Raw genomic sequence first — 22,762 nt, forward strand, 5'->3', positions numbered from 1 at the left:
AAATCTAAAATTTTCAAAATTCAACTTTTCAATTTAAAATATAAAAAGTATTTTTGCGCATGCAACACAACGTACTTATTTTAGACTTCGGATCGCAATACACTCAACTTATTGCGCGTAGAGTTCGCGAATTAAATATATTCTGCGAAATTTTCCCTTACAATCACATACCGAGTGATTTATCTAGTTACAAAGCCGTAATTCTTGGTGGAAGCCCATTCTCTGTTCGTGGAGAAGACGCTCCTCATCCTGATTTATCTCAAATTAGAGGCAAATTGCCTATGCTTGCCGTATGTTACGGAGCACAATATTTGGCGCATTTTAGCGGAGGAGAAGTAGCAGCATCAAACACAAGAGAATATGGTAGAGCAAATTTATCTTACATAAAAGAGAATGAAATTTTCTTTGAAGATGTTGCCGTAAATAGCCAGGTGTGGATGAGTCATAGTGATAGTATAAAAGCATTGCCTACAAATGCTGTAAAATTAGCAAGTACACACGATGTAGAATTTGCTGCTTACAAAATTGAAGGCGAAACTACTTATGCGATTCAATATCATCCTGAAGTATTTCACTCAACTGATGGAGCTAAAATGTTAGAGAATTTCTTAGTTAAAATTGCTGAGGTTCCTCAAACTTTTACGCCGAACGCTTTTGTAGAAGAGATGGTAGCAGAATTAAAAGAAAAAGTAGGGAATGATAAAGTTGTTTTAGGTTTATCAGGAGGAGTAGATTCTACAGTGGCGGCAGTGTTATTGCATCAAGCTATTGGGAAAAACCTATACTGTATTTTTGTAAACAACGGTTTATTACGTAAAAATGAATTTCAAAGCGTATTAGATCAATATGAAGGAATGGGCTTGAACGTAAAAGGAGTAGATGCTTCTGAACGTTTTTATAGTGCTCTAGCAGGAGTAACTGATCCTGAGAAAAAGAGAAAAGCGATAGGAAATGCTTTTATCGAAGTTTTTGATGCTGAATCCCAGTTAATCGAAGATGTAACGTGGTTAGCACAAGGGACAATTTACCCAGATGTTATTGAGTCGGTTTCTGTAAAAGGACCTTCTGCAACGATAAAATCACACCACAATGTAGGAGGTTTGCCTGATTACATGAAGTTGAAAATTGTAGAACCACTTCGCATGCTTTTTAAAGATGAAGTGCGTAGAGTAGGAGCTTCATTAGGGATTGATCCTGAGTTATTAGGGAGACATCCTTTTCCTGGCCCTGGATTATCAATTCGTATATTAGGAGATATCACACTAGAAAAAGTACAAATATTACAAGACGTAGATGCTGTCTTTATTGATGGTTTAAAATCTTGGGGACTATACGATAAGGTATGGCAAGCCGGTGCTATTTTACTTCCTGTTAATAGTGTGGGTGTAATGGGTGATGAGCGTACCTATGAAAAAGTAGTAGCATTACGTGCAGTAGAATCTACTGATGGTATGACTGCTGACTGGGTACACTTGCCTTATGAGTTCTTAATGAAGGTGTCAAATGATATTATAAACAAAGTTAAAGGAGTGAATAGAGTTGTTTATGATATTAGCTCTAAACCACCTGCAACTATAGAGTGGGAATAACATTTTAAATACATATTAGGCTATTAATAAACTTAAATGCCATAAATTTATAAAACGGTATCAGATTTTTGGAATAAAATTTGATACCGTTTTGCTATCTTTGATACATTAATTTTTAAATCCATATAATGAAATATTTTTTTGCTACTTGTGCTAGTTTTTTGTTTTTAACGGGATCTGTTTTTTCGCAAAATAAAACGTTGACTCACAAAGTTGAAAAAGGAGAGACTATTACTCAAATTTCACAAAAATACCAAGTGACGCCTTTTGATATTTATCAATTAAATCCTGATGCGCAAAGCGGACTAAAAGCAGATAGTGTATTACTAATTCCAGCCAAGTCTAACGGGAAGTTGATACTAGCGAGTAGTAAACCTGCAACTGTAAATGCTGAGAAATCAGCCGTAGTAGGTGGTACAACGCACTTAGTGATGCCTAAAGAAACGCTTTATGGTATTAAAAAGCAATACAATGTCTCAGAAGAGGCTTTAACAGAGGCTAATCCAGAAATTCTTGTTGACGGATTAAAAATAGGTATGCTATTGAATATTCCTTCAAAATCAGTCGTTAAGAATAATGTGAAAGCCACAAAGAAAGAGGAAAGAGCTATTAAAAAGACGGAGGAAACTGCAGTATATCATGATGTTTTGCCTAAAGAAACAAAGTATTCCATCTCAAGACAATACGGAATTACAATTGAACAATTAGAGAAATTAAATCCAGAGGTGGTGACTAATTTACCTATTGGTTATAAATTGTTAATCAAAGGGAAACGATCAGTAGCAACAGATTCAAAGATTACTGCTCCAGCAGCAGCTGTTTACAAAGAGGTGAAAGCGAGTGCTGTTGTAAAGGATACTGTACCACAATACATCGCTTATGAAGTACAACCAAAAGAAACGTTATATAGTCTGTCTAAGCTGTTTGATATTTCACAAAGAGAATTGTTAGAGCTAAACCCGGAGCTAAATGCAGGAGTTACTATAGGAATGTTTATAAAAGCTCCTACAAAAAACTATGTAGCAGCGGTAGAAGGTAAAAAAGAGTATGTTTCTTTGAATAAAAATATTGCGGTAGGTAAGCGTAAAAGATTGGCAATGTTGCTACCATTCAATGTCTCTGCAGCTGATGAAGATGTGAGTTCATCTGAATATAGTAGATTAAAAAAGGATAAGTTTTTAAACATGACTCTTGATTTTTATGCAGGAGCATTAATAGCTATTGACTCAGCTAAAACATTAGGTTTGCCTATTGATGTTGAAATATACGATTCTGAAGAGACTAAAAATAGTTCAAATGTACTGTCATTGATCAAAGCAAATAATTTGCAAACTGCAAATGCTATCGTAGGACCTTTTTATCAAAGTAATGCTGAGGTAGCTGCTCAAGCACTTTCTGCTAACAATGTTCCTGTGGTTTCACCTTTGTCTAAAGATGTTGGAAATGCTTACCCTAATTTATATCAAGCGGTTCCTAATAATGAAACGGTTAAGAATACCATGTTTGATTACATGCGCTCTCAAAACGGAAATATAATGGCAGTGGTTGATAAAAAGAAAGAATCTATTTTGTCATATTTAAAAGAGTATCAACCGGGAGTTCCTCTAGTAGCTTTTAAAGGAAACGGTAGTGTTTCTGCTGAAAGTTTGAAAGGATTATTAGTTAAAAATCGCATGAACTATGTGGTGATGGAAACGGCAAATACTTGGATGATTAAAACCACAATTTCTGCAATGTTGAGTTCGATGTCAAGCTATCAAGTACAATTGGTAATTTTAGAACCTAATGAAACTTTAGATTTTGAAGAAATTAAATTTACAAACTTGACAAAGTTAAAATTGATGTACCCTTCAATTACACGTGATAATGTCTCTCCAGAAGCAGCAATTTTTGACAAAAATTATAAAAGAATCAATAATGTGTATCCTTCGGATTATGCGACTCGCGGTTTTGATGTGACTTTTGATACGATGATGCGATTGGTTCAAAATGTAAAATTCGAACAAACAATAAAAACGGTAGCTACAGATCGAATAGAAAATAAATTTGAATATTATAAAAAAGACGATGGTGGGTACACAAACAAAGGGGTGCACATCATGTATTATGATACAGATTTAATTATAAAAGAAGCAAAATAATGACATCAAAAGTAAGCTATTTAGGAGATTTAAGAACTTCGTCAATTCATATTCAATCTGGAACTGAGATTATTTCTGATGCTCCTGTTGATAACAAAGGTAAAGGAGAAGCTTTTTCTCCTACAGATTTAGTTGCAAATGCATTAGCTAGTTGCATGATAACGATCATGGGAATCAAAGCTGCAGATTTAGCTATTGACATGAAAGGGACTGTTGCTGAGGTTACCAAAGTGATGAATGCTGATCCTAGAAGAATTGGTTCTATTAAAATTGATTTCAGTTTGGTTGGGACCAGTGATCAAAAACAAAGAACGCTACTCGAACGCGCCGCAATGACTTGCCCAGTGTTCCTGAGCTTGCACCCAGAAATTGAAAAAGACATTACTTTTAGCTGGAATTAAAAATCAAAGTAGTTTAAAGGGTAAGTTTATAATTCTGCCCTAATGCTACTGATCAAATAATAGATGGATCAAAATCAAAAAGAGCTAATAAAATTAGCGCATACAAAAATGCCTTTCGGTAAATACGAAGGGCGTTTTCTTATCGATTTACCAGAGTACTATGTGGTCTGGTATCATAATAAAGGCTTTCCGAAGGGACAGTTAGGCGACCAGTTGAAATTAATTTATGAATTAAAATTGAATGGTCTTGAAGAGTTGATACGCAACATAAAAAAGCGATACCCAAAAGAGCAGTAACTTTCTAAGTTGCTGCTTTTTTATTTGTTGTTTGCTGGTATTACCATGAGTTAAAAGAATTACAAGTTATTATGAGTGTCAATTTTTAATTTTCTTTCGAAAAAAAAGATAAAACTCTTACTAATGGGAATAAGATGTGCTGCTGTCTTTTTGTTTTTTATTTTATGTTGCTGTTATTGAATTGTTTATGTAAAACGTTGTGGAGCGATTGCTAATTGGTCTTTTCGAAAATTATCTCTTTTTTAAATTAGCATATTCTCAATTTATAATCGTATTTTTGCCAAGTTTTTTACACAACTACAATACAAACTACAACATAATGAATCAAACAAAATATATTTTTGTTACCGGTGGTGTGACTTCTTCTTTAGGAAAAGGAATTATTGCAGCATCCTTAGCAAAATTGTTACAGGCAAGAGGGTACAGGACAACAATTCAAAAATTTGATCCTTATTTAAACGTTGATCCAGGAACATTAAATCCATATGAACATGGGGAATGTTATGTAACTGATGACGGGGCTGAAACTGATTTAGATTTAGGTCATTATGAGCGTTTTTTAAACGTTCCTACTTCTCAGGCAAATAACGTTACTACAGGAAGAATCTATCTTTCGGTAATTGAAAAAGAGAGAAGGGGAGAATTCTTAGGGAAAACTGTTCAGGTAGTTCCACATATTACTAACGAAATTAAGGATAGAATGCAATTGCTTGGTAAATCAGGTGATTATGATATTGTTATTACTGAAATTGGTGGTACTGTAGGAGATATTGAGTCATTACCTTACATCGAGTCTGTACGTCAATTAGTTTGGGATATGGGTGAGAATAATGCTATCGTGATTCACTTGACTTTAGTTCCATATCTAGCGGCAGCGGGTGAGTTAAAAACAAAACCTACGCAGCACTCTGTAAAAACATTGATGGAAAGCGGAATCAAAGCTGATATCCTTGTTTGCAGAACTGAGCACGAAATATCTGATGAGATTCGAAATAAATTAGCGCTTTTTTGTAATGTAAAAAGAGAGGCTGTAATCCAGTCGATCGATGCTAAAACAATTTATGAAGTTCCTAATTTAATGCTTGAAGAAGGATTAGACGTAGTGGCTTTGAAAAAATTAGATTTGCCTAAGAAAGCAGCTCCAGATTTAAAAACGTGGAACACTTTCTTGAAAAGATTAAAAAATCCTAAGCACACAGTTAACATTGGTTTGATTGGGAAATATGTAGAAATGCAAGATTGTTATAAATCAATTTTAGAAGCATTTATTCATGCAGGAGCTACAAATGAGACTAAAGTAAATGTAGTTTCTATTCATTCAGAGCACATTGATAGTGCTAATGTAGCAGAGAAATTTAAAGATTTAGATGCTATTTTAGTTGCTCCAGGTTTTGGTGAAAGAGGAATAGAAGGAAAGATCGCTGCGGTACAATATGCACGTGAAAACAAGATGCCGTTTTTTGGAATTTGTTTAGGAATGCAGATGGCTGTTATCGAATATTCTCGTAACGTATTAGGATATGCTGATGCGAATTCTACAGAGATGAACGAAAAAACTGCTCATCCTGTTGTTAATTTAATGGAAGAGCAAAAAACCGTAACAGATAAAGGTGGAACAATGCGTTTGGGAGCGTGGAAATGTGACATCAAACCAGGTACACTAGCATATAAAATTTACGGTCAAACAGCAATTAGCGAGCGTCACCGTCACCGTTATGAATTTAATAGTGCGTATGCAGAAGCTCTTGACAAAGCAGGATTAAAAGCCTCAGGTACCAATCCAGATACAGGATTAGTAGAAATTGTAGAGATAGAAGATCATCCGTTTTTCATAGGGGTACAATACCACCCAGAATATAAAAGTACGGTTGCTAACCCGCACCCACTTTTTGTTGATTTTGTTGCTGCAGCAGTTATAGCACATAAAAAATAAGAATACGCATAAAAAAAAAGCCTCGAAGTTTAATAGTAAACTTGGCGATTAATAATAATTATAAGTAATGGAAGAAAAAAAGTTTGACCCTAATTCATTAATTGGTTTTGTACTACTTTTTGGTATCGTTGTTTGGATGTGGTATACACAACAACCTACAGATGCACAGGTAGCAGCAGAAAAAGCTAAAAAAGAATTGGTTGTTAAGGAAAAAGCAAATGCGGTAAGTAGCCCTAGTTCTAATGAAAACGTGGTTGTAGCTGCTTCAAATGACACGCTTCAAACAGCTAAATTACAAAAGACTCTTGGTAACTTTGCTTATTCGGCAGGACTTCCTTCAGCTAAAGGTGGTGTTACTACAATCGAAAACAAATTAGTAGTTTTAAAAATTGCTAATAAAGGTGGGTACATTGTTGAAGCAACTTTAAAAAACTTTGAAAGGTTTAAAAAAGGGTCTGGACAATTAGTGCAATTAGTTAAAGATAATAATGCGAGTTTAAATATTCAGTTGTTTACTAATGACAATCATACTTTAAATACAAAAGATCTTTATTTTGAACCAACATTAACTAAAAATGGTGAAGACCAAATTTTGTCGATGCGTTTAAAAGCTGGTGCTAATGAATATTTAGAATACAAATACGTTCTTAAGGCTGACGATTATATGTTAGACTTTGATATTCAATCGCAAGGCTTAAGTAAAGTTTTGAATACTACTAAACCGTTAAACTTAGAGTGGGATTTAAAAACTTTTACTAATGAAAAAAGTATTACTTATGAAAACCGTTATTCTGAGCTTTATTACGAGCATGAAGAAGGTAAGAGTAATTACTTAGGATTAGGAAGTCATGAAGATGATGTTGTTCAAGGTGTGGCCTACATTGCTTTCAAACAGCACTTTTTCTCTTCAATATTATTGACAAAAACTCCGTTTGAAAAAGCAGAATTGCAGTCTACTAATTTGGTAAAAGACAGCGCAATTGATACGACCTTTACTAAACAGTTTAAAGCAGTTGTTCCATTAGCGTTTAAAAATGGAGAGATTGATCAAAGTATGAATTGGTTCTACGGACCAACAGATTACAAACTATTAAAATCTTACGATAGAAACTTAGAGGATATTGTTGCTTTAGGTTGGGGAATTTTTGGATGGATTAACCGTCATGCTTTTATTCCAATGTATGGTTTCTTGAGCTTGTTTATTTCTCATGGTTGGGCAATTGTACTTTTTACGATTTTAGTAAAATTAGTATTATCACCTATTACTTATAAGTCATTCTTGTCTCAAGCAAAAATGAAAGTATTGCGTCCTGAAATAGCTGAACTTGGTGAAAAATACAAGAAAGAGCCAATGAAGAAACAGCAAGAAACAATGAAGTTGTACAATAAGGCAGGTGTAAACCCAATGGCGGGATGTGTGCCAGGTTTACTGCAAATGCCGGTCTTCTATGCATTGTTTCAATTTTTCCCATCGGCAATAGGATTAAGACAACAGCCATTTTTATGGGCAGACGATTTATCATCATTTGATTCAATCTATCAATTGCCATTTACGATTCCAGCTTACGGAAATCACATTAGTTTGTTCCCTATTTTAGCTTCGATTGCAATTTTCTTTTACATGAAAATGACAACTGGAGATCAACAAATGGCCGCTCCGCAACAAGAAGGAATGCCAGATATGGCTAAGATGATGAAAATCATGATTTACATTTCTCCATTGATGATGTTAATTTTCTTCAACGGATATGCTTCAGGATTGAGTTTGTATTATTTTATTTCGAATTCGATTACTATTGGAATTATGTTAGTGATTAAAAACTACATTATTGATAGTGATAAAATTCACGCTCAAATTCAAGAAAATAAATTGAAAGAGCCTAAGAAACAAGGTAAATTTCAAAAGAAATTACAAGAAGTTATGGAACAACAAGAAGCGGCAAAAGCGCAACAGAAAAAGAAATAACTATTTTAGATACTAAAAAAGCTTCCAGTGATGGAAGCTTTTTTTTTGCAAAGTTTTTTTTCGAATATTATAAAGTAGGTAGTAAAACCTTATTTATTACATGAATCACTCCATTTGCACATTGTACATCAGTGGCTGTAATTGTTGACATTCTTCCATTTGCATCTTTAATTTTAGCCCCACCAGTTAACTCAATTGTGAATGATTGTGGTGTTTGTAATGTTGGTACTACTTGTCCTTCTGTTAAGCTTGCGGCTAGTACATTTCCTGATACAACGTGATACTGTAAGACCTTAGTAAGGTTTGCTGCAGAAACTCCTGCAATTCCAGTTGGAGCCAACTCAGCATCTAATGCGGTAAATGCAGCATTATCAGGCGCAAAAACTGTGAACGGACCTGTTCCGCTTAAAATTGATACAAAGTCAGGCTGGCCAGTTGCTGTTAGAGCACCTACTAATGAAGAAAAATTTGGATTAGCTGTAGCATGTGTCACAAGTGTAGGCAATCCAATAACAGCATCAACTGAATGTATAACACCGTTAGAAGCCATAATATCTGCCGTTTTAACCGTTGCAACTCCATTTAATTTTACCGCATTATTGGCTGTATTTACAAACATACTTAGATTGTTGGTTGTCGATGCAGTTCCTTTTGCCATTGTCTTAATGTATGTAGTTGATAAATCAGTAGATTTTATTGTACCTGTAATAACGTGATTTAATAAAATTTCTTTTAAAGCATCTTTGGGCACATCGTTTATAGACGCAAAACCTGCTGTACTTAAAAATGAAGTAAAAGCAGCATTTGTGGGTGCAAAGACTGTAAAATCTCCATCTGCTTGTAATGTAGATGCTAGCTCAGCTCTGGTCAAGGCTTGAACTAAGATTGAAAAATCAGCATTGGCAGAAGCAATTTCGGTAATGCTATTGTCTACTGTAGGTGTCGTTGTTTCATCATCGCTACTGCAAGATGCTAATGCTAGTGCAGCAACTACTGCAAAAAGTAAAGGTTTTAAAATTTTTTTCATAATCGTTTCTGTTAATTGTTGTTATTAATTTTGAGCAATTTAATATTATTTTGTTTAATATATTGTCTAAAAAGATAAACAATAATAAATCTTATAAAAACTTTAACTCGTGTTTAAGTCATTGATTAAATGTTAATTAAAGTAAATTTATGGAGTTGTTTACTTCTTGTGCATCTTAGTTGAGCTTAAAACATCTAATTATAACAAGCAATCAATTAAACAGTTTTAACATTTTATTAATGAGAAAAATCAATATGCATTACATTAGTTTTAAGATGTTTAGATCAAAATCTTATTGTAAAACATTAATTTTACACAAACAAATAAAATAAGAGTAATGAATTTACATAATAAGATTTTGATGCTGGCTGTACTATTAATAGCTAATACAGGTTTAGCACAAGAGACAATAAATGCGGTTGATGCAGCTGCAAAAAAAGATGGTTTATGGAAAGGGACTTATGAATTATCAAAACGACCTAGGTATGAAGGTGTTTTCTCTCATGGTAAAGAGGTAGGTACCTTTAAATTTTTTGACGATACAAGAGCAGGTTCAGTGATAGCAACTAGAGAATTTAATGAGAAAGACGGTAGTGCTTATACTGTTTTCTATGATCAGGCTAAGAACAAAGTAAGTGAAGGAGTGGTAATCAATAAAAGTTTTGAGGGTCCTTGGAAATACTATCACAAAGCATCTACAGCTGTAATGACCTTAGAGAATTACTCAAAGGGACAATTAACAGGAATGAGATCGGTTTTTTATCCAAGTGGTAAAATCGCTGAAGAAGTAATGTATGCTCAGGGTAAAAAGAACGGACTTTGTAAAATCTATTCTGAAAATGATGTTGTACTTGAGGAAACTTTATATAAAAATGACCAATACAATGGTTTGGCTATTTTTAGAAATGTAAAAGGTGAAGTTGTTTCCAAAGGAAAATTTTTAAATAACAAGAAAGTTGGTATTTGGGAGTTTTTCGAAAAAGGAAAGAAGGTAAGAGAAACTAACTTTGATTTTCAGGAAAACAGTTCTAAATAGCGCGTTAATTTAAAAGGAGCAGACTTAGATAGTAATTTAAAACATTGTAACTTTGCAGTCTCAAAAAAATAAAAAAATGAAGCGAGTTGTAGTAGGACTTTCTGGAGGTGTAGATTCAAGTGTTGCAGCATATTTATTGCAACAACAAGGATATGAAGTGATTGGTCTTTTTATGAAAAACTGGCATGATGATACTGTTACAATTTCTAATGAATGCCCTTGGCTAGAGGATAGTAATGATGCTTTGCTTGTTGCAGAGAAATTAGGAATTCCTTTTCAAACAGTAGATTTAAGTGAAGAATATAAGGAGAAAATTGTCGATTACATGTTCAATGAATACGAAAAAGGACGTACTCCTAATCCAGATGTACTTTGTAATAGAGAGATAAAGTTTGATGTGTTCATGAAAATAGCACTGAGTTTAGGTGCTGATTATGTCGCTACAGGACACTATTGCCGTAAAAGTGAAACAACTATAAAAGGTGATACTGTTTACCAATTAAAAGCAGGTGCTGATGTTAATAAGGATCAATCTTACTTTTTATGTCAATTATCACAAGAGCAATTAGCTAAATCTCTTTTTCCTATAGGCGAATTGACAAAACCGGAAGTACGCGCAATCGCTGCTGAAATGGAACTAGTTACCGCTGAAAAGAAAGACTCTCAAGGTTTGTGCTTTATTGGAAAAGTTCGTTTACCTGAATTTTTACAACAAAAACTACAACCAAAAGAAGGTAAGATTGTACAAATAGATAAGGATGATGCGATTTATACTGTTGTAGCAAGTGAAGAAGCTACGGCTTTAGATAAATTGATTCAAGATGCTTCAAAAATTAACTACACTCCAGATATGGGTAAAGTAGTAGGAAAGCATCAAGGAGCGCATTATTTTACAATTGGTCAAAGAAAAGGACTTAATGTAGGTGGTACAAAAGATCCTTTATTTATTATAGGAACTAATGTAGAAACAAACACAATTTATACTGGCTTAAGTAGTCAACATCCTGGATTGTTTAGAAAAGGTTTATTCATAGCAAACGCTGAAGTGCATTGGGTTCGTTCTGATATGGCTATAGCCAATGGGGAATCAATAGAAATGATGGTTCGCATACGTTACCGTCAACCGTTACAAAAAGCAACCTTACATCAACATGAAGAAGGGATGTACATCGCCTTTGATGAACCGCAATCAGCAATTACAGAGGGGCAGTTTGCAGCTTGGTATCAAGAAGATGAATTAATAGGTTCTGGAGTTATTTCGTAACAGGCTTCCCTATTTTATAGAACAACCAGATAGATGCTATAAAGCTTTTATCTGGTTTTTTTTTATATTCGAAAGTTAGTTCTTATTGTTTTCTAATACCATATAGATAATTAAACAGCGTACTAATCCTAGAATTTTAGTGCCTATCTTGATTATACGTAAAACCGAAAATAGTAGTTGTAGGGGTTTATGTTTTCGAACATTATAGATATAATAATTACTTTTTTTCTGATTTCGTTTAATTTTCGATAAATTTGAATACTAGATTTTGATTAATAATAGGAATTTCTAAAATTCAATATTTTATGAATGCGATAAATACACTTTTCAATATACAATATCCCATAATCCAAGGAGGAATGATCTGGGTAAGCGGTTATAAATTAGCCAGTGCAGTAAGCAATGCAGGCGGATTAGGCTTAATAGGCGCAGGATCTATGTATCCAGAAGTATTGCGTGAACACATCCAGAAATGTAAAAAAGCTACTAGCAAACCTTTTGGGGTAAATGTTCCCATGTTATATCCTAACATAGAAGAGATTATGAATATCATCGTGGATGAAGATGTCAAGATTGTATTCACATCGGCAGGTAATCCTAAAACATGGACTGCATTTTTAAAAGAGAAAGGAATTACGGTCGTGCATGTGGTAAGTAGTTCTCTATTTGCGTTGAAAGCGCAAAACGCAGGAGTTGACGCTGTGGTAGTCGAAGGTTTTGAAGCAGGAGGTCACAACGGAAGGGATGAAACTACAACGCTAACGCTAATTCCTATGGTGAAAGAAAAAATTACTATTCCAGTTATTGCTGCTGGAGGTATTGGTAGTGGGAGAGGAATGCTGGCTGCAATGGCACTAGGTGCTGATGGAGTGCAAGTAGGGAGTAGGTTTGCAGCATCAATTGAATCCAGTGCTCACGATGATTTTAAACAAACAATTGTTACAACAGAAGAGGGTGGAACGCAATTAACGTTGAAAGAATTAGCGCCTGTTAGATTGATTAAAAATAAGTTTTTTAATGATGTACAGTCACTTTATGATAATAATGGTAGTAAAGAAGACCTAGTGACATTGTTAGGCCGTGCTCGTGCAAAAAAAGGAATGTTTGAAGGAGATTTGATCGAAGGAGAGTTAGAGATAGGTCAAATTGCAGGCTTAATACATGACATTAAACCAGCGGGGCAAATCGTTAATGAAATGATTGCTGAATTTAAAGATGCTAAAGTAGCTTTGATTAGTATGGATTTTTAAAAATATATTCCGTCAATTAAAGTATATAAAAAAAGGTGGATACTACATTATAGTATCCACCTTTATATTTAAGCGATTAAAATTAATTAAGCGCGATATGTTTTTTATTAGAATTGCTCTCTTCCAGCAAAATGGAAAGCACCTTCAATAGCTGCATTCTCATCACTATCTGAACCGTGAACAGCATTTTCTCCAATAGAAGTAGCATATGCTTTACGGATAGTTCCTTCAGCAGCTTCAGCAGGATTAGTAGCTCCAATTAAAGTTCTAAAGTCTTCAACTGCATTGTCTTTTTCTAAAATAGCAGCAACGATTGGTCCTCTTGACATGAATTCAACTAATTCTCCGTAGAAAGGTCTTGCAGAGTGAACAGCGTAAAATGCTTGAGCATCAGCAACTGTAAGTTGAGTTAATTTTAAAGATACGATTTTGAATCCTGCATTAGTAATCATTGCAAGAATGTTTCCGATGTGTCCGTTTGCTACTGCATCCGGCTTAATCATTGTAAATGTTCTATTAGTAGCCATTTTTTATTTTTTAAATTTTGTGCAAAAATAGTTTATTTTGTTTAATAACGTGCTAATTTCTTAAAGATACCACTGAAAAAAAATTATATAGTAATAATCTCGAATGTTTGATCTAATGGCTTCAACGTACCAATTAATTTGGGAATTAAATCTGAACCGGATTCCAAATAGAATTCTGAGAAATTAGCTTGTCTTTCTTGTAAGCTTTTGTTTGGAAACAATTCATTCTGAAGGTCGGTAGCGCGTTCTATTTCTTCTGAGAATTTCCTCTTCTGTGCTTTTAATAAGCGTTTCTCTAGGTTTTCTAATCCTTTTATTTGCTTTTTTTCCTGCGCTTTCACAGCACCCGTAAACGACTTGTCTGTTTGAGCGGCTAATGTGAACAAATCTGCAAATTGCTGCTGTAATTGTAGTTTATAATTTGTTAAGTCAATAGGAAAAGCTGAGTGCTCTTGGGTCACTTTATTTTTAAGTATTTCCTGTTTAGAAAATAAGTCGCTCCAAGATAAATTGAGTTTGTCGACTTTTTTGATTTGTTTTTCTGTGGCAAGTAGAACTGAATTTCGAACCAATAACATAGGGAACGTAACTTCAACTGTATCAAAAAATGATTTGAGTTCTAGCCAGTATGCAATTTCACCACCACCACCTATGTAACATAAGTTAGGTAGAATTACCTCCTGATACAGTGGCCTCATTATTACGTTAGGGCTAAATTTCTCTGGATTTGTTTCTACGAGAGTCATTATTTCAGCTTCTGAAAAAACTAAATTTGTGTGGTTTACTTTGTAATTATTATTTTCGAAAATAATGCGTTCGCGTAAATCGTCTTCGATATAAAATAAATTAATCTCCCTTGGATTTACTTGTATGTTATATTGCTCTAATTGTGTAGTAGTCTCCATCACTGCCTTAAAAGAACGCTGATGCAATAGTTCTTCCTTTATATAGGGAACGAAGTTTTGTTTTAAATTGGCATTGTCAGCATCGATAATAACTAATCCAAACGCTCCAAAAAGAGCGTTAGCTAAGTATCTAGTAGCATCAGCTAGCTTGTCATGATTTAAATATGCTTCTTCAAACATTTTTTTAAGAGTGGCTGCATTTGTACTAGAGCCTAATTCTTGCTGGTATAGATTAAAAAACTCAGATAAACCATCAGTTGATAGTCGACCTACCGGACCCGTACTTTCTTTATTCCATCTAAATTTCTTTCCTTTAAAATTAAAATAATTGATCTCTTCAAAATCGTGGTCTTCGGTTGCCATCCAATAAATTGGTACAAAGTTAGACGCAGGGTAAGTTGCTTTTAATTCTTTGGTAAGATTAATAGTTGATATTATTTTATATAGAAAGTACAGTGGACCACTAAATAAATTAAGTTGATGGCCCGTGATGATTGTAAATGTATTTTCAACTTTTAAGCTCTCAATGTTTTGTAGTGTCAAATAAGAAGTAGGCACTCCTTGATATTGCTCTAATAAAGTAGCCACTAGTTGCGGTCGTGATGCATTATTAAAGTTGGCTTGCTTTTCTGCAATTTGCTTTTCAAAATTTTCAATCTTCGGAAAGCGGTTATATAGTGATTTTAAATTTGATTTTTCGTCTAAATAATCATTCATCAATGGCGAGAAATATCCAGAATTTTGATAGCTGATACAGTCGGTTGGCATAAGTGTGAATTTCTAAATTTAATGCTAAAGTACTAAAAAGTAAAGTTACACATTTTAGGTTTATGAAAGCTTTGTGAATTATGGAAAATGCTAGTATTGTATTTAGCGAGTTGGCTAAAAAAAAAGAAGGTTGCTCATGACGAGCAACCTTCTATAAAAAAAAACATTTTTAACTTTTATTATAAAGCGTAAGTTGTTAATCTAAAATTGCTCGAAGCACTTGTGAAAGTGTAAACTGCATTAGAATAATTTACTGTAAAGTTCTCACGTTTGACGTATAGCCCTTTTGGATTCATTAATTCAGCATCTATTTTAGCTAATGCAGCAGGTGTGCTACCTGAATCCCATCCTAAATCTTGTAATATTATAGTTTTATTTGTTGGGTCTTCAACTACTTGAACATTGTGGTATTCAGTTGATTTTCCTCCAGAAAAACGATACTCTACATAGCTACCGTAAATAGTATTAAAGTTAAATTGTACTCTACTAATAGTAACTCCGGCTGGTAGGTTAGCATTAACTTCTGCTAAAAGTGTTTGTGTCAAAGTAGATGTTGTTACTGCAGTTGTCAAGAACGGTGCGATATAACCAAAAGCAGTTGATGGATTTCCATCTAAGAGAGCTAAATAATCATCAGTAATAACTAGCGGTTTATTAGAATATCTAATAGTTGCCGTAACTCCTCCTGTACCAGTGGCATTAAAACTTCCAGTTGTTGCATCATATGTAAAATCTGTTAGTTCTTGCGTTCCTACTTTAACTGCTGGTTGTACAGTAATTCCAGTCGCGGTGTATGCCACTCCTACGTTGTAAGAAAAGCTAGAACCAGCAACAATTGAGTTAGCGACTGCATAACGAGATGCAGGCGTAAAGTTGAAATCAAATTGGTCAATTTTAGTACCGTCATTTGTTTCTAATAATCTAAAAAGTGGTCTAGATGAAGCGCCTATAACATTAGGAATCATCGCTCTTGCTTTGGCTAGATTAGTCCAGTCAGCAGCAGTTGCTTTCACAAAACGCAATTCTTCAAAGCTTCTGTTGGTTCTAAAAATGATTTCGCCATTTTCTTGACCATAATAAAGAAACTGAAAATCTCCTTTGTATCCTTTTCCTCTTAAGGCAGGTGTTGGAGCATTATTAGAGTCAGATAACAAGTGAATTCTATTACTTGTACTGAATAGTAAACTTGTTGTACTTCCTAATTCGATAGAATATTCACTTGAATATACAGCCGTGTCATCATCAAAGTCAGATGCCATGTCTACTTTTCCATCTTTAAACTTAAAGACATGTGTAAAGCCTCCTAATTGTGTAACATCAGTAAAGTATACTGCTTTCCATCCAAATTCAGAAGATTCTAGTAAATCGTTTAGTTCTTTCTGCTTGGCTGTGAGGCGCTCGGTTGGAGTTGCTCCAAAGGGCGACTCTATAGTTTCTTTATTATCGCAAGAAACTAATTGTATTGCTAAAATAGCAATCAATATATAATTAAATATAGATTTTAATTTCATAGTGTTTGTTATTATTTACTTAGTAAGTTCGTTAGTGTTTTTCTCAGCCTCGTCTCTTAATTTGTAAAAATCCATATTAAAAGAGTCTTTGAAATATTTTACTACAACTGCCTCTTTAGCTTTAATATTAGCTACAGCTTTCTCATCTTCAATTCCATCTAAAATTGCTTGATATTCTGCTTTAGAGTTGATCAACATAGTTGCTGCCATTTCAGCAAAATCTTCATTGATGTTAGATCTTGCATAGTCAGATATAAAACCTTCTTCATTAGCCACAGCCGTAGAGGTTGCATACCAGTTTGAGGTATATCCTGTAGGCGTTATTTTAGCCAAGGTCTTTTCGTCAAATGGTTTAGTTTGGTTCAAGATGTGAATATATTCGTGTTGAATCGTTTTTATAAATCGCTTTACATTTTCACGGTCTGTTTTGTCTACTTTGTCTGTTTCAAATAAAGTTATTCTTTGTCCTGCATCTGCAAGTCCTAACGTAATAGTACCAGTCGTATTTAAGTTAATACCACCAACTAAAACAAACTCTCTTGGTGCAATTATTTTCACAAAATCTGGTCCTCCAATGGTAGCATAACTTTGCAACCAAATTTTTTGTACAATTTCTAAAGCTGGTTGAACTTTTGTCAGTGTAGGTGGAAACAAATAGCGATTATTATCAACTACATTTTGGTCCCATTTATATTGTACATTGATGTTATAAGGAGTTAAGAAATTAGTATCTATCCAGTTGTCTAAAGGTGAGTTAACAGCAGGAGTTGTGTCTAAAATACTCTCTTTAAGAGGTTCATCATTTGCGCAAGCTCCTAGAAGTAATACTGAAGAGAGCACAAGCAAATTTTTATATAATTTATATTTTGTCATTTCGGTTAAGTTTTAGCGTGGGTTTTTTTCTACTCCAGTATTTGTAACGTGTAATGGTATTTGTACCGCTTTACGTACATCGTCTTTAGCTAGAACATTGTCTGGCTGATTGTATGATTTATGCGTTATAGATAGTGCAAATCGCTTGATGTCTAACCATCTCAAACCTTCATGTGCAAATTCTCTTCTTCTCATTTCAGCAACTGCTTTAACATATGATGTTTGAACAGCTGTCATGCTGTAGAAAGGAGTGTACTCATTAGCAATCACTGGATATTTAGCTACGATTTTTGCCTCTGATACTTTATCTGTAGCAGGATTGTAGCCTGTTATTCTTTGTGATAGGAAGTAATCGATTTCTTCGTTAGCAATAGCTAGTTGATTTGTCATGATGTGTGCTTCAATTCTGTTTAAGAATAACTCATCATTTGATAAAAGTACTAAGGCGTCAAAAGGTTGACCAATACCTGCATTTACATTTGTATATCTAAAATACTCTACAAACTTGGGAACAAAAATGGTGATTTGACCATTATAAGATAATGGACGATATAAATATCCTTTGTTAGCTAAATTTGTTGCATTACCAAAGAGTACATCTCTATCTGCACCAGTCATTTGAAATCTGTTGCTGCTGAAAGTTCTTGAATAAGTTGATGATGCAGAAGCAATTAATAAATTAGTGTTTTCACTTTCTTGTGAATATTTACGCTGACCTGTATTAAAATCTAAATCTAAATAAGACTGATAATCTCTTAATTCTCCTACTGGTTTATTACCTAAAGCATTAGAAACAGCGATTACTTTGTCCCATTTACCTATAACACCGTAGAAACGGCTAGCAAATGAATTAGCAGCTGCTACGTTAAAGTGAAATTTTGGTTGTGCATAGTCATTATTAACATACTTCAAGCCTTCTTCTACATCTGCCTCAATGTAATTGTAAACTTCCTCGATAGTATTTCTTTTGTATACCTTAAGTAATTTTGTCTCAGGAGATAAAACGTAAGGAATACCTAATTCAGACTTAGCTGTTGCTGGGTCATATCTTTGAGAGAATAGAGATACTAACATATAATGTGCGTATGCTCTAGCTAATAATGCTTCCCCTTTTTGCGGTTGTAAATTTGCAGGGTTTCCTAGCTTCTCGATAGCATCCAGTGCTTGATTAGCATGAGCAATTGCACTGTAGCATGCGTCCCAATAAGATGATGGTGAGTCTTGTTGTATTTCTATTTGTACTTCCCAGTTGTAGTCTAATGAGTTTTGAACATTGGTAAGTGTTAAATCACCACTGTCAAATACATTGTCTGACATAGTCTCTGCAAACAACATATAGTTTGCTTGAGGATATGCTTCTACAAGAATTTCTGATATTTTTTCTGGACTATCTAGTTGTGTTCTATTATCTGGAATTTCAGATAAGAAATCGTCACAACTAGTAAGACTTAAAACTACAAGTAGTGATAAGGTTATATTTATTTTTCTCATGTCTTTTATAATTAGAATGATACGTTAAGTGAGAATGTGTATTGGCTCGTGATAGGTTGAGAAACTCCTCCAGTTCTATAGAACTCAGGATCTTGACCATTTAATTTTTTATCTGAATAGATTAACAATGGATTTGCTGTAGATGCTTTCATAGAAAATCTACTTAATCCTATGCGTTTCTTAAAGTCAGAAGGAAATTCATAAGTTAATGACACATTTTTAAGACGTACAAATGATCCATCTGCAACGCGCTCATCTGAATAATTGTAAGCGTTGTATGCTCTTACTAAACTTCTTCCGTCAGCTGCATAATTTGAGATTAATCTTTGATCAGCAATAACAGGAATATTAGTTAATGCTTCGTCACCTGGATTCAACCATCTGTTTGTGAATTCTTTTGTAAAAACAGTTAAATCATCGTAAGTTGAAGCGTAAATTGGGTTTAAACGAACCTTATTACCTCCCGAGGCAACTATAAAGATGTTTAAAGACCAGTTGTCATACGTAAATGTATTGCTTAAACCAGCTGATTTGTTTGGCTCAATTGATCCTTCATATTTCAAGTACTTAGTCACGTCCTCTGAATCTTGGAAATTAGCACCTGCAACATTGTCACTTTCTCCTTCTGGCATGATAAAAGTAGGAAGTCCTTGATTGTTTAATCCAGTAAATTGGTAAGAGTACAATGCGTTTCTAGGGTGACCTATAGCATTTCCTCCAGTACCGTCAACTAGCCCTAAAACTGTAGGTACATTTGCTAGCTTAGTAATCTGTTGATCATAGATTGAGAAGTTAAAAGTAGTCGACCACTTTAGTCTCGAATTATTCAAGTTTTGAGTAGTTAAAGATAGTTCAAGACCTTTAGTTTCCATATCGGCATTGTTCCCTAACTTGAATTTTTGTCCACCAATTCCTGAAGTAGTTACTGCATCAACTAGATCAAAAGCTTTTCTGCTATAGATATCTGTTGTTAATTGGATTCTGTTATTAAACAACCCTAAATCCAATCCTATGTTTGTTTCAAATTGTTTTTCCCATGTTAAGTCACCATTTTGAAGATCTTCAATACGAAGACCAGTTTCTCTATCATTAAGGTTTAAACGATCTGTAATAAAACTTTTGTAAATAGCTAGTGAGTTAGTAGCAGGACCAGCAGTTGCAGTCAAACCATAAGAACCTCTTAAGCTTAAGTTGCTTAATGCTGTTGCATTTTTCATGAAATCTTCTTCCATGATGTTCCACTTACCACTGACAGTGTAGGTAGGCAACCATCTTGATGACCCACTATTTCCTTGTCTGTTTGACCCATCATAACGTCCTGTGATAGATCCTGTATAACGACGGTCATATGTGTATCCTAATTTTGTAAAGAAACCTACAGTTCTTTCTCTCTCTTCAGTAAAAGCATAGTACGACTCTCCTCCATTGATTACTTTTTCTAGTAATCTAGGGTCAGTAAAAGCGGTTAATCCTCTATCGTATTGTAAACCGTAAGCAGTAAAATTACTACTGTTTCTGTCTACAGAACGCATTTCTTGTCCAAATAAAGCGTCTACTTCATGTTTGTCCTTAAATACATTTTTATAAGTAAAACTATTTCTAATATTGTACGAAGTCAAATCATTAGAGAATTTTCTCAAAATACCTCCATTTGGTAATACTGAAACTTTTGGAGCTGTTAAGTCATCTGGATTTTCGTATAAAAAGATGTTTTGATCTCTTACAATTGTAGTTTCTTGAGCATTATAAGCTCCTACGATATTAGATTGCTCAAGAATATTGTGCTCTCTAATAGTGTTAGCGTATCTCGCATTTGCTACAAAGTTGTACGTTAATTTAGGGCTAATTTTATATCCTAATTCAGCTTGAAAACGAATATCTTTTACTTTGATATCCATATAATTGTTTTTCAACTCTTCAACAATGTTAAGCGGAGCCCAGTTGTTTCTATAGTACTCGTAGTTTCCGTTATCATCATAAGGTCTTAACGCTCTGTTTGTATTTAAGACGTAGCTAAAAGGGTTGATGTCAAAATCTCTAGTTGTGCTACCGTTCACACCATCTCTTAAACTATCGTAACTACCAGGAGCTTGTTGATCTCTTATAGATGCTTGTGTCGATACACCTACTGTTAACTTATCGTTGATATAAAAAGTATTCTTAATGTTAGATGTCAATTGGTTTACTTTATCAGCTGTAGTCCATCCTGGATCGCTATAAAATCCGAGTGAAGCATAATAGCCATTGTTTTTACCTCCACCAGAAAAACTCAAAGAGTGATTTTGTGTAATAGATGGTCTAAATAATGTTTTAAACCAGTCAGTGTTAGCTAGTTCGTATTTCTGTAAAAATGCGTTTCTTCCAGCTTCATCATTTCTCACACCAAATTTTCCATTTGTAGTGTCATAGGTGTTGATTGCATTTGCAAGGATGTTATAAACACCACCGTAACGGCCCTGAGCTGTTGTAGGTAATCCTAAGAATCCTTTTGCTTCAATTTCTTTTAATATTCCCATTGTTTCTTGAGAATTTAAAATATCGTATTGATTGTAACTAGGCACAAGACGTGCTGTTTGCTCAAGTGAATAAGTAACTGATAAAGGTGATTCACGTCTACCTTGTTTTGTAGTCACTACCACAACACCATTTAATGATCTTGATCCGTAGATTGAAGTTGCCGAAGCATCTTTCAAGATTTCGATACTCAATACATCATTTGGATTTAATCCAGCGATTGACGAACTTAAAAGTGTTTCAGAGTTTCCTGATGCTAAATCAGCAAAAGATAAATTCACGATGTCTTCTTGTACGATTCCATCGATTACCCATAATGGTTTTGTATCTCCAAAGATTGAAGAAGATCCACGAACGGTAATTTTAGGAGCTGTACCAAAAGTTCCTGTTACGTTTTGAACAGTAACACCGGCAGCTTTACCTTCGATCATTCTACTAATATCTACCACACCTTCAACAAGTAAATCTTTCTCAGAGATTCTACTAATCGCACCTGTAAATGTTCTTTTAGATGTTTTTTCATATCCTGTAGTAATGACAACTTCGTTAAGCGTTTGTCCTGACTCGTTTAAAACGATCGTCATAGGTGTTGCTTTTACAGTAGCTTCTACTGTTTTCATACCTATATAAGTAACAACAATCATTGTGCTATTTGCAGGCATGTTAATGCTAAAGTTACCGTCCATGTCAGTAAGTACAGCCACTTTAGTTCCTTTTGCCATAACTGTAGCTCCAGGAAGTGGATTTCCTGTTTCGTCAAGAACTCTACCAGTTACGGTAGCAACCATGAAAGATGTGCTTACAGTATTTGTAGGTAAAAATGCAACTATTTTGTCGTCTAGTTGCGGTGCTTTATTTTGTAAAACGATTTGATTGCTAATTTCAGAAAAAGCAATGTTTAAAGGTTTTAAAATGTTAGCTAATATAGAAGCTAATGACTCGTCATTTGCACTATAGCTTACTCTTTGGTCTAACTGACTAATTCTAGAGTTGTATGAAAATTTAACTTTTGCTGATTTCTCAAGTTTGTTAAGAGCATTAGATAAAGTTAAGTTTTCAAGTTCTAAAGTTACTTTAGTGTCCAGTTTCTTTTGACCATTAACGCTATTTGCCATTGTAACTGTTGAAAACACAAAGGCCAGCAGGAGTTGGAATAGGGTTATTTTCATGATTCGAAAGAGTAATCGTTGTTTAACAACAGGTTTTTTCATAATTTTGGTTTGTTTTAATTAGTACTTCTAAAGGGTATTGTCGAAACATCACAAATTG

The 22,762-nt window shown here is 34.2% G+C and carries 16 protein-coding genes; 9 read left to right on the forward strand and 7 right to left on the reverse strand.

Annotated elements, in window-relative coordinates; genetic code table 11:
- Positions 1-59: 59 nt before the first annotated feature.
- The 6 genes from guaA to yidC all read left to right on the forward strand — a co-directional run bounded on the left by guaA (position 60) and on the right by yidC (position 8,327).
- Positions 60-1,589 (forward strand): glutamine-hydrolyzing GMP synthase, encoded by a 1,530-nt coding sequence (gene guaA / locus HNQ00_RS04165; RefSeq protein WP_173837069.1) that lies wholly within the window; start codon positions 60-62, stop codon positions 1,587-1,589.
- A 128-nt stretch (positions 1,590-1,717) separates the two neighbouring features.
- Complete coding sequence (locus HNQ00_RS04170) at positions 1,718-3,730, forward strand: LysM peptidoglycan-binding domain-containing protein (RefSeq protein ID WP_173837070.1); 2,013 nt, start codon at positions 1,718-1,720, stop codon at positions 3,728-3,730.
- Positions 3,730-4,131 carry an OsmC family protein gene (locus HNQ00_RS04175; protein ID WP_173837071.1) on the forward strand — a complete coding sequence of 134 codons (402 nt, stop codon included), beginning with the start codon at positions 3,730-3,732 and terminating at the stop codon, positions 4,129-4,131. The genes HNQ00_RS04170 and HNQ00_RS04175 overlap by 1 nt, the downstream gene beginning before the upstream one ends.
- A gap of 63 nt (positions 4,132-4,194) precedes the next feature.
- Positions 4,195-4,428 carry a DUF3820 family protein gene (locus tag HNQ00_RS04180; protein ID WP_026706700.1) on the forward strand — a complete coding sequence of 78 codons (234 nt, stop codon included), beginning with the start codon at positions 4,195-4,197 and terminating at the stop codon, positions 4,426-4,428.
- A 319-nt stretch (positions 4,429-4,747) separates the two neighbouring features.
- A complete protein-coding gene (locus tag HNQ00_RS04185; protein WP_173837072.1) occupies positions 4,748-6,361 on the forward strand; it encodes a CTP synthase in 1,614 nt (537 codons plus the stop codon).
- Between the two features lie 67 nt (positions 6,362-6,428).
- Positions 6,429-8,327: a membrane protein insertase YidC gene (gene yidC, locus HNQ00_RS04190; RefSeq protein WP_173837073.1), complete on the forward strand. Its 1,899-nt coding sequence runs from the start codon at positions 6,429-6,431 to the stop codon at positions 8,325-8,327.
- A gap of 67 nt (positions 8,328-8,394) precedes the next feature.
- On the opposite strand, the gene HNQ00_RS04195 is transcribed toward yidC, so the two are convergent.
- Entirely contained in the window at positions 8,395-9,354 is a 960-nt protein-coding gene (locus tag HNQ00_RS04195) for a fasciclin domain-containing protein (protein ID WP_173837074.1), read from the reverse strand.
- A 337-nt stretch (positions 9,355-9,691) separates the two neighbouring features.
- Here HNQ00_RS04195 and HNQ00_RS04200 point away from each other — a divergent pair, with 337 nt between their 5' ends.
- The 3 genes from HNQ00_RS04200 (at position 9,692) to HNQ00_RS04210 (ending at position 12,904) form a co-directional block, all read left to right on the forward strand.
- The gene (locus HNQ00_RS04200; protein WP_173837075.1) at positions 9,692-10,390 is read left to right on the forward strand and encodes a toxin-antitoxin system YwqK family antitoxin; all 699 of its coding nucleotides are present in this window, start codon (positions 9,692-9,694) and stop codon (positions 10,388-10,390) included.
- A 76-nt stretch (positions 10,391-10,466) separates the two neighbouring features.
- Positions 10,467-11,654 carry a tRNA 2-thiouridine(34) synthase MnmA gene (gene mnmA / locus HNQ00_RS04205; protein ID WP_173837076.1) on the forward strand — a complete coding sequence of 396 codons (1,188 nt, stop codon included), beginning with the start codon at positions 10,467-10,469 and terminating at the stop codon, positions 11,652-11,654.
- A 305-nt stretch (positions 11,655-11,959) separates the two neighbouring features.
- Positions 11,960-12,904, forward strand: coding sequence for an NAD(P)H-dependent flavin oxidoreductase (locus HNQ00_RS04210; protein WP_173837077.1), 945 nt, complete (start codon positions 11,960-11,962; stop codon positions 12,902-12,904).
- 107 nt (positions 12,905-13,011) lie between these two features.
- On the opposite strand, the gene HNQ00_RS04215 is transcribed toward HNQ00_RS04210, so the two are convergent.
- The 6 genes from HNQ00_RS04215 to HNQ00_RS04240 all read right to left on the reverse strand — a co-directional run bounded on the left by HNQ00_RS04215 (position 13,012) and on the right by HNQ00_RS04240 (position 22,704).
- Positions 13,012-13,431, reverse strand: a complete 420-nt coding sequence (locus HNQ00_RS04215) for a nucleoside-diphosphate kinase (protein ID WP_173837078.1) — start codon at positions 13,429-13,431, stop codon at positions 13,012-13,014.
- A gap of 83 nt (positions 13,432-13,514) precedes the next feature.
- A complete protein-coding gene (bshC, locus tag HNQ00_RS04220; RefSeq protein ID WP_173837079.1) occupies positions 13,515-15,104 on the reverse strand; it encodes a bacillithiol biosynthesis cysteine-adding enzyme BshC in 1,590 nt (529 codons plus the stop codon).
- A gap of 179 nt (positions 15,105-15,283) precedes the next feature.
- A complete protein-coding gene (locus HNQ00_RS04225; protein ID WP_173837080.1) occupies positions 15,284-16,615 on the reverse strand; it encodes a DUF4302 domain-containing protein in 1,332 nt (443 codons plus the stop codon).
- Between the two features lie 15 nt (positions 16,616-16,630).
- Positions 16,631-17,488 (reverse strand): zinc-binding metallopeptidase, encoded by an 858-nt coding sequence (locus tag HNQ00_RS04230; protein WP_173837081.1) that lies wholly within the window; start codon positions 17,486-17,488, stop codon positions 16,631-16,633.
- 12 nt (positions 17,489-17,500) lie between these two features.
- Positions 17,501-18,979, reverse strand: a complete 1,479-nt coding sequence (locus HNQ00_RS04235) for a RagB/SusD family nutrient uptake outer membrane protein (RefSeq protein ID WP_173837082.1) — start codon at positions 18,977-18,979, stop codon at positions 17,501-17,503.
- A gap of 11 nt (positions 18,980-18,990) precedes the next feature.
- Positions 18,991-22,704, reverse strand: coding sequence for a SusC/RagA family TonB-linked outer membrane protein (locus HNQ00_RS04240; RefSeq protein WP_173837083.1), 3,714 nt, complete (start codon positions 22,702-22,704; stop codon positions 18,991-18,993).
- Positions 22,705-22,762 lie beyond the last annotated feature (58 nt).

The organism is Flavobacterium aeripolare (genome assembly GCF_013294025.1).
Taxonomy (GTDB): Bacteria; Bacteroidota; Bacteroidia; order Flavobacteriales; family Flavobacteriaceae; genus Flavobacterium.